Annotated in this window: 12 protein-coding genes, 1 tRNA gene and 2 pseudogenes; 11 read left to right on the plus strand and 4 right to left on the minus strand. The window is 40.3% G+C overall.

Features of this window, described 5'->3' with window-relative positions; translation table 11 throughout:
- The first annotated feature begins 75 nt into the window (after positions 1–75).
- Positions 76–465, plus strand: a complete 390-nt coding sequence (locus IPL35_13940) for a PKD domain-containing protein (GenBank protein ID MBK8444440.1) — start codon at positions 76–78, stop codon at positions 463–465.
- A 374-nt stretch (positions 466–839) separates the two neighbouring features.
- Here the strand turns inward: IPL35_13940 and IPL35_13945 are convergent, their stop codons facing one another.
- The gene (locus IPL35_13945) at positions 840–1,163 is read right to left on the minus strand and encodes a hypothetical protein (protein ID MBK8444441.1); all 324 of its coding nucleotides are present in this window, start codon (positions 1,161–1,163) and stop codon (positions 840–842) included.
- Between IPL35_13945 and IPL35_13950 the strand changes: the two genes are divergently transcribed.
- From IPL35_13950 to lepB, 3 genes are all read left to right on the plus strand, one after another.
- Entirely contained in the window at positions 1,158–1,427 is a 270-nt protein-coding gene (locus IPL35_13950) for a gliding motility-associated C-terminal domain-containing protein (protein MBK8444442.1), read from the plus strand. The genes IPL35_13945 and IPL35_13950 overlap by 6 nt on opposite strands.
- 119 nt (positions 1,428–1,546) lie before the next feature.
- Entirely contained in the window at positions 1,547–2,758 is a 1,212-nt protein-coding gene (locus tag IPL35_13955) for a hypothetical protein (protein MBK8444443.1), read from the plus strand.
- 8 nt (positions 2,759–2,766) lie between these two features.
- Positions 2,767–3,846: a signal peptidase I gene (gene lepB / locus IPL35_13960; GenBank protein MBK8444444.1), complete on the plus strand. Its 1,080-nt coding sequence runs from the start codon at positions 2,767–2,769 to the stop codon at positions 3,844–3,846.
- 68 nt (positions 3,847–3,914) lie between these two features.
- Here the strand turns inward: lepB and IPL35_13965 are convergent.
- Positions 3,915–3,988: transfer RNA gene (locus IPL35_13965), tRNA-Met, on the minus strand.
- Between the two features lie 51 nt (positions 3,989–4,039).
- The gene (queG, locus tag IPL35_13970) at positions 4,040–4,984 is read right to left on the minus strand and encodes a tRNA epoxyqueuosine(34) reductase QueG (GenBank protein ID MBK8444445.1); all 945 of its coding nucleotides are present in this window, start codon (positions 4,982–4,984) and stop codon (positions 4,040–4,042) included.
- 379 nt (positions 4,985–5,363) lie between these two features.
- Here queG and IPL35_13975 point away from each other — a divergent pair, with 379 nt between their 5' ends.
- The 5 genes and pseudogenes from IPL35_13975 to IPL35_13995 all read left to right on the plus strand — a co-directional run bounded on the left by IPL35_13975 (position 5,364) and on the right by IPL35_13995 (position 9,273).
- Positions 5,364–5,582 (plus strand): hypothetical protein, encoded by a 219-nt coding sequence (locus tag IPL35_13975; protein MBK8444446.1) that lies wholly within the window; start codon positions 5,364–5,366, stop codon positions 5,580–5,582.
- A complete protein-coding gene (locus tag IPL35_13980) occupies positions 5,582–6,505 on the plus strand; it encodes a hypothetical protein (protein ID MBK8444447.1) in 924 nt (307 codons plus the stop codon). The genes IPL35_13975 and IPL35_13980 overlap by 1 nt, the downstream gene beginning before the upstream one ends.
- 82 nt (positions 6,506–6,587) lie before the next feature.
- Complete coding sequence (locus IPL35_13985) at positions 6,588–7,028, plus strand: hypothetical protein (protein MBK8444448.1); 441 nt, start codon at positions 6,588–6,590, stop codon at positions 7,026–7,028.
- Between the two features lie 57 nt (positions 7,029–7,085).
- Positions 7,086–8,540, plus strand: a complete 1,455-nt coding sequence (locus IPL35_13990) for a glycosyltransferase family 39 protein (GenBank protein ID MBK8444449.1) — start codon at positions 7,086–7,088, stop codon at positions 8,538–8,540.
- A gap of 12 nt (positions 8,541–8,552) precedes the next feature.
- Positions 8,553–9,273 (plus strand): annotated as a pseudogene (locus IPL35_13995) (glycosyltransferase family 2 protein).
- Positions 9,274–9,303: 30 nt separating this feature from the next.
- Here IPL35_13995 and IPL35_14000 read toward each other — a convergent pair.
- Positions 9,304–10,622: pseudogene (locus tag IPL35_14000) on the minus strand (bifunctional folylpolyglutamate synthase/dihydrofolate synthase).
- Positions 10,623–10,750: 128 nt separating this feature from the next.
- On the opposite strand from IPL35_14000, the gene IPL35_14005 reads away from it, so the two are divergent.
- Together IPL35_14005 and IPL35_14010 are read left to right on the plus strand one after the other, a co-directional pair.
- Positions 10,751–11,851, plus strand: a complete 1,101-nt coding sequence (locus IPL35_14005) for a VIT1/CCC1 transporter family protein (GenBank protein MBK8444450.1) — start codon at positions 10,751–10,753, stop codon at positions 11,849–11,851.
- A gap of 35 nt (positions 11,852–11,886) precedes the next feature.
- Entirely contained in the window at positions 11,887–12,627 is a 741-nt protein-coding gene (locus tag IPL35_14010; protein ID MBK8444451.1) for a sulfite exporter TauE/SafE family protein, read from the plus strand.
- The last annotated feature ends 22 nt before the right edge of the window (positions 12,628–12,649 follow it).

The raw sequence follows: 12,649 nt of genomic DNA on the forward strand, positions 1-12,649 counted from the left end.
TTGTATTTTTGCGTTTTCAATCCAGATAACTCGATGCTACTCTACCGATATACCGATAAGACAATATTTTTTATTTTGATATGGATATTTAATATTTTTTGTCAAAATGCTCCTATTGCCGTTCCTTCCAATAATAGTCCTTATTGTGAAGGTGATGAAATTCAGTTGATAGGGGCAGCAAATTTTAGCGGCACTATCACGGATTGGTTATGGACAGGTCCCAACGGGTTTACTTCTGCCGAACAAAATCCGATTGTCAGCGAAGCGGGTACTTATATCTTAACAGTGAGTGCCGATACTTGTGTGTCAGCCCCCGACAGCACCGAAGTTATTGTTTTTTCCAAGCTGGCAACACCGCTTTTGGGTTGTGGGTTTTCGGGGTTCAACAGCATTACTTTTGAGTGCGCGGATATTGCCAATGCGATGTATTACGAGGTCAGTTATTCGGTCAATGGAAATCCTTAGCAAAATACACAAAGCAAGGAAAGTGAATATACTCTGTTTGGTGTAAGCAGCGGTGATCAGGTGGCTTTGCAAATACAAGCGGTTGCCTTGGATTGGTGTTCAAGCAGTATGTCGGCGAGTATGTGTATTGTGCAGCAATGTACGCCTGTGGCAGTAAATATAGATGCAATAGCCGAAGTATATTGTATAGATGCACTTACTGATGAAATTGTATTAGACGCTTTTCCTAACGGTGGAGTTTTTTTGGTGAATGGGGATACCAGCAGCAATATTTTGCACATCGGCGACTACGGTGCAGGCGAAATATTGGAAATCGTTTATCAATACGAATCGGGCTTGTGTTATTATTACGATACTGTTTTTACGAGCATTGATCAGGTGCAGGTGCAAGCGCAGCCGCTTACTGCCACTATTGAGCAAGGCGACAGCATTACACTCATCGGTACGGCGAGCAGTGCTGTCGGAACTACTTTTTTTTCTACTTGGATACAAAGTATCAGCACCGATAATACACCTGTGTGGCAACAAACTATCCGTCCGCAAGCGGATACTACAGTTACCTTTGCGGTTGGCAACGAATGGGGTTGCAGCGACAACGTGGTGTTTAATATTGAGGTGAATATACCCGTGCCACCACCGCCTCCGCCTCCTCCTCCGCCCCCACCACCTCCTCCTCCGTACTCACGCCCTATTTGCATTTTCCGAACGCTTTTACACCCAACAACGACCATCTCAACGATGTGTTTCAGGGATTTTCGCACCGCCTCACCGCTTTTCATGTTTTTATATTTGACCGTTGGGGCACGCAGGTTGCCGAAAGCAGCGATGCTGCTGCTATTTGGGACGGCACTTACAGCAATGGAACTATTGCGGCAGCAGGTGTATATGTGTATTATGCCACTGCCCAGTTTGATGATGGTACGGCACAAACCTACGAAGGCAATATCACTTTAATAAGATAAATTCAAGCGTATGGATTGGGATATTACCGCCTTGTATTTGTTCGTGTTGTATTATATAATATTCTTGTTCATTATTTATCGTTTGCCATTTTTTAGACACACAAATTAATTTTGTTGTATTGGCAGCATTTTTTACGCTAAAAGTATTTTGCGCCTTATTATATGGCTATTTCCATGCACAATACTATGGAGGAGGAGATACTTGGGAATTTTTGAAAAATGCCAATACCATTTTTGAAACTTTGCACGATGGAAACTGGCGGCTTTTTTTTCGGATGTGGTTAGGAGCTAATGGCGTTGTTACGCAAGATACAGAAATACTTAATCTGATAGACCGTATTGGCGTATGGCGCGACAGTTCCAATTATTTTATGCTGCGCTTAAATATTGCATATCGTTTGTTGTCGGGCGGCTACTATGAAGTACACGCACTATTTGCCGCTTTTGTATCATTTTTGGGAGTAATCTATTGGTGGCATCTTCTCAAAGAATACCTTGAAATTGATGAATACAAACGTTATATATGGATTGTTTTGGGTATTGCCTGCGTACCTTCTGTAATATTCTGGACAAGTGGTCTGCACAAAGACGGTGTTTGTTTTTTGCTGCTGTCGGCAATGAATTTTTATGCTTTGCAGTATTTGAAAAAACGTATTTTGTGGACTTGGCTCTTGTTTTTTTTATTTGCAGCATTGTTGTATGTGTTGCGCGTATATTTGTTAGTGGCATGGCTTTTAGCATTTTCACCTTGTGTCCTTGCTCGCTTTTGTTTTTTTGCTTCATATCAAAAGCAAAGCAAGTGGATAATGGTATTGCTGCCCGTATTAATTTGGTTTTTGTTGCCTTATTTGCCTTTCAGCGATATTATTCTGCAAAAAATTATAAATACACAAGCGATTTTTGTAGAGGCTTATGCGGGGCATACTGATATTTATTTGTTGCGCCTCAGCAGCGACTATCATAATTGGTGGGCGGTGAACATAAATGCTTTGTATAATGTATGGCTGTTGCCATTTTTTCAATCTCGCTGGAGTGTTTTTATGATATTTACACAGTTGGAAAATGTCGTTTTATTTATCGCTGTTTTGTATTGTTTTTATAAAAGCTCCTCTCACTGGACAATCTTTCGTGCATTCTTATTGCTCTTTGCGCTGCTTTCATTTTGTATTATTGGTATGATGGTGGACAATGTAGGTGCTTTGATACGTTACCGCTCGACTTCTCTGTTTTTTTTACTGTTTGCTGCTTTTTATCAAAGTAAAAACTGCTGTGATGACGTAAAAAAGCCGTATAAATTGGATAAAACTTCTAATTTTGAGGCGAAGATATAAATTTCTGTATGTCGCCAACATTTTATAAAAACGCTCGTGAATGGTTGTATGCTGTTATAATTGCATTGGTAGTGTCCGTATTCAGCAAAGTATTTGTGTTTGAAGTGTATTGGATACCTTCTTCATCTATGAGTAAAACTCTACAGGCAAATGATTATGTATTGGTAAATAAATTAATATATGGTGCGCGTTTCCCCTTTACACCTTTGGCTTCACCTTTTCATCAGCATCATTTTGCCGGAGGCGGAAAATCCTATTTGTCGTGGTTGCAACTTCCTTATTGGCGTTTGCCGGCGTGGAGTTCGGTTCAGCGCAATGATGTGGTGGTATTTAATTATCCGAAAGACCACGAAAACCCGATTGATTGCCGCGAAACTTTTGTGAAACGCTGTGTGGCTTTGCCCGCCGATACATTGGAAATTGTGGGTACACATTTGTGGATAAACGGCGAAGAACAGCCTTTGCCGCCTTTCGGACAATTTGAGTATTTGATGCAGACGCACCGCAGTTTTCCGCCGCAGCATTGGGAAGGTTTAGCTAAAGGCGGCGTACTTGAAGGCGGCAGAAAAGTGGGATTACCCAATTTCTATCAGTTTTCTTTAGAGCCGCAACAAGCCGATTCGCTGCAAAAAAGCGAAGGGGTATTGTGGATAAAAAAATCCATACGCGATAAAGGAGTATCAACAGAAGATGTATATCCGCAGGATACACGCTATTTTTCGTGGAACAGTGATTATTACGGACCACTTATTGTTCCAAAAAAAGGACTGAGCATCGCACTTACACCATTGAACGCCATCTATTATCGCACTTGTATTACACAACACGAAGGCAATACTTTAAAAATAGAAGGAGAGCAGGTATATGTGAATGATGCACCGGCACAACATTATACTTTCCGTTATAATTATTATTTTGTAATGGGTGATAATCGCCACAATTCTATTGATTCGCGCTTTTGGGGCTTTGTACCCGAAACGCACCTTATCGGCAAAGCCACTCATATTGTGCAGTCCTTGAGGCAGGGCAAGACTTTTTACCAGTCGCAGGCTATACGGTGGAATAGGGTAGGGCAGCGCATACAATAATAAAATAAAAAAAGGATTTTAAACCTTTTTACCGATTCAAAATCCTTTTTTTGAGCAAAACAATAAAGTAGCGGGGGGGAGGCTCGAACTCCCGACCTCAGCATTATGAGTGCTGCGCTCTAACCGGCTGAGCTACCCCGCCTCGTTTGCGTGTGCAAAACTAAAATCCTTTTTTCAAAAACAAAACTTTTATTTAATATTTTTTTCTTTTATGCTGTTGCCAGAATAAAATATTGCGTTGCAGCCCCTCAAATTTGGTACGGCGTACCGCCGATTTTTTAAATAAGCGACCAAAAACCTCGGCTGTAAGCTCTACCCAGTCGCTGTACCCCATCTGTTGTAATTCGGAATTAGGGGCAAAAGCAGCTTCTTTGTGTGGGCGGGCGAAGCGATTCCAGGGGCATACTTCCTGACACACATCGCAGCCAAAAACCCAATTGTCGGTTTTGCCGCCAAACTCCGCCGGAATAGCATCTTTTAATTCTATGGTCAGATACGAAATGCAGCGGCTGCCGTCCACCCAATAAGGTGTAATAGCTTGTGTGGGGCAGGCATCAATGCAACGTGTGCAAGTACCGCAATAATCTTTAATTGCTCCATCGGCTTGCAAGGGCAAATCACAGATAAGTTCCGCCAAAAAATAATAAGATCCCCTGTTTTTATGGATAAGCAAAGCGTTTTTTCCTATCCAGCCTAATCCGCTTTTGCGTGCCCAGGCGTGTTCCAATACAGGGGCAGAATCTACAAAAGCCCTGCCGTTTATTTCGCCGATATGTATTCGGATAAAATCCAGTAATGCTTTTAGTTTTAGTTTGACGACATCGTGATAATCTTCGCCGTAGGCATAGCGTGCAATTTGCGGCGATTCATTTTGAGTATGAGGATATAAAACCTGTTCGGGATAATAATTATACGACAGCGAAATTACCGAGCGCGCTCCCTCCACCAATAAGCGCGGGTCTAAACGCTTATCAAAATATCGCTCCATATAATTCATTGTTCCGTGCATACCCTGTTGCAGCCAACGCTCCAAGCGTGGGGCTTCTTCTTCTAAAAAGCCGGCTTCCGAAATTCCTGCAAATTCAAACCCCAACCGATAGGCTTCAGTTTTGATAAGTTGGCTGCGTTGTTGGAGTATAAAATCGCTGTGTTGCACAAATAAATAGATTTTTAATACAATCAAATATAAATCAAGATAGATAAATATTATTTATTTATTAATTTCATTAATTTTGAACGTAATTTAAAAATGAACAAAATGCAAAAAAATTCTAACTATCAAAAAATTGCGCTTGTTAATTTTAAAAAATAATAAGCAGTGGGGTAGCTGAAATAAATTTATTATTATTTTACTATATGTATTTATTATGTGTGTTATTTATATTTATATAAGCATATTTTTTGCGATTTAATCAAAAACATAACCTTCTTAATTTAAATGAAAATAAATAAATTTGTACCCTTACACATTAATTATGAAAAAATATAGTCTATTTAGTTTAACTGTTTGTTATATCGTGATGTTCTATATAGCTTTTTTCTTTTATCCCAAATGGAAACAAAGCCGTACAGAAGCCACGTTGTCTTGGGACGTATCAGGTTATTATATGTATTTGCCCGCTATTTTTATTTATAAGGACCTCCGCCATTGTGCTTTTGGTGATGATATTATTCAAAAATACTATCCGTCTCCTGCCTTCGAACAAGCCTATTTGCATAATCTGGTAACCATGTAATGAAATACGCATCAGGACAGGCAATAGCGATGCTGCCTTGGTTTTTTGTAGCGCATTATTGGGCAAGTCACTCGCAGCACTATCCGGCAGATGGGTTTTCGTTTCCATATCAAATTTGTATAGGAGTAGGTATGTTTGTATATGCAATACTGGGCTTATGGGTGCTGCGCAAAGTTTTGTTGCGTTATTTTGACGATAGAAGTGTGGCTATTTTATTATTAATATTGGTGATCGGTACGAATTATCTGAATTATTCTTCTATTGACCAAGCAATGACGCATAATACTTTATTTTTGATTTATGCTTTATTGTTGTATGTATGCAATATATTTTACCAAAACCCCACTTTTTATTTTGCTTCGCTATTGGGGCTTTTGTGTGGTTTGGCTGCATTGATACGACCCACAGAAATTATCAGTGTATTAATACCTTTGCTTTTTGGTATTGTGTATTTCCGACAATTTGGTGAGCGGTTAAAATTTATACAGCAACATTATCTCAAGGTTATAGTGTTTTCTGTGTCTGTTATGGTTGTTGTCGGCATACAAATATTGTATTGGAAAACAATAACAGGGGAATATTTGGTATATAGTTACCAAAAAGAAGGATTTAGCTGGTTGCACCCGCATATTCAGGATTATTTGCTGAGTTACCGCTGCGGGTGGTGGCGTTTTTGTCCGATGATGATATTACCCTTTGCAGGTTTATTGCTGTTTTATCGCCGCCGTATTCATACTTATATGATATATATGTTTATATTGCTTGCTTTTTATATCGTAACAGCTTGGGACGTTTGGGATTATGGAGGTACGGCGGGCAGGGCAATGGTGCAATATTATCCCTTGCTTTTGTTTCCTTTGGGTGCTTTGGTGGAATGGATACGAAAGCAAAAAATTGGTTTGAAGTGTTCAGGTTTCAGGTAATGGATTTATCAAAAGCCTACTACTGGCGGGTTGGGCAGATGGCAGGCAACGGAGGAGGATAAAAAACTATTGGATAATAAATATGTATTTCGGGATAAGCCTCAACACATTGTACGAAAATAATTTTGATAAAGATAGTACTGCCAATGCCGTTTTTTATGCCAATCAACAGCAACTTAAAGTGAGCGAAACCCTCAAAAGCACTGCCCGCTATTGCATAGAGCCTGCCGAGCATATCAAAAAATGGGTACGCGTGTCGGCAGATTTTAACTGCCCTTCTAAAGAATGGGATAGCTGGCAGCAGGTGTTATTTCTGATGAAATTTTATCAGGATTCTACAGAAATACAAGCTAACTGGATTAAAACACATCGTTTTTTAGATGATGGCAGTCAAAAAACACTTTATTTTGATGCAAAAATACCACAAAAAGAATGGAACCGCTTGTGTGTGCAATTAGAGCGGTACGGCGGAAGTAAAGATTTGTATATGGACAATTTAAAAATTATTACTTTTGACGAGTAATTCTTCTTCTTTATTTATACTTTATGCCGTTTTATGGGTATATCCATAAGAAAAAATTTGATAGTATTAGTGCTGTTGTTGATCAGTTTTATACTGCGTATCTTTGCTATTCATTTAGACCCTTTCTTACATAGCTGGGACGAGCGTTTTCATGCGTTGGTAGCAAAAAATATGATGGTACATCCTTTTAAGCCAATGCTCAATGCTTTGCCTGCGGTGGGCTATGATTATACAGCGTGGTGTTGTAATCATATTTGGTTACACAAACAACCGCTTTTTTTATGGCAAATGGCATTGAGTATGAAAATTTTTGGGGTTTCGGAGTGGGCAATGCGACTACCCAGTGCTTTGATGGGTACGGTGATGGTGTTTTTTTTGTATCGCATTACTCTTTTGACTACCTACAAACGAAGCACTGCACTCATTGCCGCCGCGCTGTTGGGGTTTTCCAATTACCATTTAGAGTTGATTTCGGGTTATCACGGAATGGAGCATAATGATGTGGCTTTCGGTTTTTATGTGTTGGCGAGTATTTGGGCATACAGCGAATACCTCCGCCGCAATACTCTCCAATGGGCAATGTTCATCGGTTTTTTTGCAGGGTGTGCTATTTTAAATAAGTGGCTCACGGGATTGTTGGTATTTTCGGGCTGGGGCATCAAAGTTTTGTTTGATTGGTATCATCACCAAAACAAAAAACAGCTATTGCACTTATTGGCGGCTCTTTTGATTTGCGTGCTTATTTTTCTGCCTTGGCAGATATATATATATTCGGCATTTCCACAAGAGGCACAGCACGAATTTACTTATAACACTCAACATATTTGGCACGCAGTAGAAGGACACGAAGGTTCTGTTAAATTTTATTTTGATAACTTTCATCTCTATTTTGGGCAACACTTATGGCTGCTGATTTTTCCGGGTATGTTGCTGCTACTGTATCAACGCTCCATTTTTAATCGCACTTTATCTAATTCAGTATTATTTTATTTTACGCTTATTTTTTTGTTTTTCTCGTTGTTAGTAAAAACAAAGCTGCCCAGCTATTTTTTTGTAATAGCTCCTTTGGGTATGCTTTTTATTGCATTAGTGCTCAATGAAATACTGCAATTTTTTATCCATAAAAATATGAAGATATTGGCGGCATATACATTTATTATAGCTTTATTTTTTTCATTACGCCCTTTTGATATGTGGAATTATCGCCAAAATAACCCACAAATGCAAGTTCGTCTTCACAATAAAGCCATTTATCAAAATTTGAAAAAAGAACTTCCCGCAGATGTAAATATAGTGATGAATGTGCCGGAATATGAACATACTGATGTGATGTTTTATAATGAAGGTTTGAGTGCGTATCATTGGTGGATTTCGGAGGAAGATATGAACAAATTGGCTGAAAAAGGTATCAAAATTGCTGCTTTTGAAGACCATAGCCCATATATTTTGCCTGAATATGTAAAAAAATACCCTTATTTGCATATCATAAAGAAGCAACTACAACAAAATTAATCTATAAAAACTATGTTCAAAACGCTCTCTATTATCATTCCTGCCTACAACGAAGCCGCCACAATAACCACTATTTTAGACAAAGTGCGTGAGGTTGTTTTAATTGGTGAGTTGAAAAAGGAACTGATTGTAGTGAATGATGCTTCGCAGGATAATACAGAAATGGTAGTAAAAGCATATAGCCGTACTTATCCCGATTTGAATTTAGTATATCTTCAACACGAGCGCAATCAAGGAAAAGGGGCTGCCTTGCATAGCGGCATTGCCAAGGGCAAGCGGCGAAATCCTCATCATTCAAGATGCTGACTTAGAATACGACCCCCAAGAATATAATATCCTCCTCAAACCTATTTTGAGCGGCTTCGCTGATGTGGTGTATGGCTCGCGTTTTATGGGTGGCAAACCGCACCGTATTTTGTTTTTTTGGCATACTATCGGCAATAAGTTTCTTACAGGTTTTTTAAATATGTTCATCAACCTCAACCTTACCGACATGGAAACTTGCTACAAAATGTTCCGCACCGAAATTATCCAGTCTATCCGTTTTAAAGAAAAACGCTTCGGTTTTGAACCGGAAGTCACAGCAAAAATGGCGCGTATTCCAAACATTCGTATCTACGAAGTGGGCATTTCGTACTATGGACGCACCTACGCCGAAGGCAAAAAAATAGGTTGGAAAGATGGTTTTCGTGCTTTATACTGCATTTTGAAATATGGTATGCTCAAACGCTGACTTTTTAGAGGTAAATGTTTTTAAAAAAATCTAAAAATCTATACTCAGCACCTCCGCCACCACAAAAATACTTCCCGCCACTAAAATAAAATCTTCCGGCTTTGCTGCCTGTTGTGCCGCCGCCAATGCCGCCTGCACCGAAGTGTAGGCTTCGCCCTCCAAGCCCGCTTGCTGTGCCGCCGCCGCCAAGTGTTCTGCCTCCAAACCGCGCGGAATGTCGGGTTTGCAAAAATAATAGCGCGCCTGTGCGGGCAACAGCTTCAAAATACCCGCCACATCTTTATCCTTCACACAGCCATACACCCAGTGCCATTGCTCAAAATCCAATTGCGCCACTTGTTTCAATAATTCCGCCATACCTCCTTCATTGTGTGCACTGTCGGCGATAAGGAGCGGTTTTTTTGCCAGCATCTGCCACCTGCCTATCAGTTTTGTATTCCGTTTGATGCGCGCCAAACCGTTTTTAACCGCCCGCCACGACAATTTCGGAAAGTGGGGTTTTAATAAATGCACCGCCGCCAAAGTAGTGCGGAGGTTTTTTTGTTGGTACGAAGCCGACAAATCGCTGCGGAGGGTGCGGAGGCTCTGTTTTTTTCTTTTTTATCATAAAAAAACAACTCCATTGCCGACAAATCGTGTTGTATATTGACGATTTCAATACATTCATCAGCAAAAAGGAGAGGGGCATTTTTTTCGGCGGCAGTGCGCACAAAAACAACTTCGGTTTCAGCTTGTCGCTCGCCTATCAGCACCGGCACACCCGCCTTGATGATGCCCGCTTTTTCGGCAGCTATTTCGGACAATGTATTGCCGAGCATATTCTGGTGGTCGTAGCTGATATTGGTAATCACCGACAACAAAGGCGTAATGACGTTGGTAGAGTCGAGTCGCCCGCCCAAACCGGTTTCTATCACCGCTACCTCTACGGCGTGGCGGCGAAAATGCTCAAAAGCCATTGCTACGGTGAGTTCAAAAAAAGAAGGCGCGATGGCTTCAAACTGAAGGCGATATTGCTGCACAAAATCCACTACCTCCGCTTCGCTGATATATTCGCCATTGATTTTGATGCGCTCGCGAAAATCTAAATAATGCGGCGAAATATAAAGCCCCACTTTGTAGCCCGCCGCCTGCAACATGGAAGCAACAGCGTGCGAAACAGAACCTTTGCCATTAGTGCCAGCAACGTGAATGGTCGGAAAATACTGCTGCGGCTCGCCAAGTATAGTACAAAGAGCGCGGGTATTGGTCAAATCTTTTTTGTATGCCGCTGCTCCAATACGGTGGTACATCGGCAATTGAGCGTAGAGATAAGCCAAAACATCGGAATAAGAAAGCAAAGCAACTGCCATAATCTTTTATGTTTAAAAAAAACAAATGGTGGTTTTTGAATAAAAAAACAGATAAATAATGTTGTATATAGAGTATTGAATATCTTTACCGAATTGTCAAAAGCAAATAAAAACATTTTTTTATTTTAATGAGCAACTTACAACAAATACAGACCGAAGTAGATGCAAGTTTTTTGTATAAAACACTCGCCGAAGCCGAAAATGACCCGCATGTAGCCAAAGTTTTTAATGAGATGAGTGACATTGAAAACAGTCACGCGATAGCTTTTCTGAAAAAGAACAATATAGATATTTCAAAGATGCCGACACCCTCCGGCAGGGCAAAAATATTAAAACAAATCGGTAAAATTTTCGGCAATGATTATATTTTGGGAGTATTGATGGACACCGAAAAAAGCCTGTCATCTTCTGTTTTGCGTGCGCGTAAAACCTATAACAGCGATATTTCTTTATCCGATACGGCGCATGTGAGCATTTTGCAAAACATTTTAGCCAACCACAAAGATATAGCGGGCAGTACGCTGGTACGCTTTGAAAAAAGGCATCGCTCCGTAGGCGGCAATGCGCTGCGTGCGGCGGTTTTGGGTGGTAATGACGGTTTAGTATCAAATTTTAGTTTGGTGATGGGGATTGCAGGAGCAAGCAGCGGGCAAAAAGAAGTATTGCTCACCGGATTGGCGGGTTTGCTGGCAGGGGCTTTGTCGATGGCTTTGGGCGAGTGGATTTCGGTAAAGAGTTCGCAGGAACTTTCGGAAAACCAAATGCAATTGGAGTTGGAAGAATTAGAAAATAATCCTGAAGGCGAAGAAAGAGAACTGGCATTAATATATATGGCAAAAGGTATAGATGAAATAAGTGCCCGCCAAATGGCTAAAAATATCATCAACGACAAAGAAAAAGCGCATCAGGTATTGATACAAGAAGAATTAGGAATTAATACAGAGGAGCTGCAAGGCTCGGCAATGGAAGCCGCTATTACTTCTTTTGTGCTGTTTGCGGTAGGAGCTATCATTCCTGTTATTCCGTTTTTCTTTGCAGGCGGTATGAAAGCCGTATTGACCAGTGCTTCCCTGAGTGCTTTGGGCTTATTCGGTATCGGTGCTGCCATCACTTTATTCACCGGAAAAAGCATTTGGTATTCCGGCTTCCGGCAGGTATTGTTCGGCTTGGTAGCGGCAGCTATCACTTTCGGTATTGGCAGAATGATAGGCGTTTCCATTGCAGGCTAATTCTTTTTTATTATACCATATTTATATCAAAGAAAATGGTGGAAATACTTCAGGAATATTACCTTTTTATCCTGCTGGCACTTGTATCCGAAATTATCGGTACGGTATCGGGCTTTGGCTCTTCTATTTTATTTGTTCCGGTGGCAGCGATGTTCTTTGATTTCAAAACAGTGCTGGGCATTACGGCAGTATTCCACGTTTTTAGTAATTTATCAAAAATTATTTTATTTCGGCAGGGCATACACCGCGATATTGTCCTTAAATTGGGCATACCGGCGGTATTGTTTGTGATAGTAGGAGCTTGGCTCACCGCATTTTTGCCCACGCGCCCCTTAGAACTGATGATGAATGTGATATTGGTATTGCTTTCTGTCTATTTATTATTGAATTTTAATAAAACACTCAAAAAAAGCAATACCAACCTGTATATAGGCGGAATGATGTCGGGTTTATTGGCGGGTTTGGTGGGTACGGGCGGAGCTATACGGGGACTTACGCTGGCGGCTTTTCAGTTGCCGAAAGATATATTTATTGCCACCTCCGCCCTCATTGATTTGGGAGTTGATAGCAGCAGAGCAATCATATATGTGAGCAACGGTTATTTTTTAAAAGAACACTTGGTTTTAATTCCTTTTCTTATTGGCATCAGCATAGTAGGGAGTTATATCGGTAAAATTATTTTGCAGCATACCTCCGAAATAGTATTCCGTTATTTGGTACTGATAATTATTGTTTTTACATCTATTGTACAACTAATAAAATATATAAAAAATTGATTTGCAGTAAATTGTTTTTTTA

It is taken from the genome of Sphingobacteriales bacterium, from assembly GCA_016711285.1.
Taxonomy (GTDB): domain Bacteria; phylum Bacteroidota; class Bacteroidia; order Chitinophagales; family UBA2359; genus JADJTG01.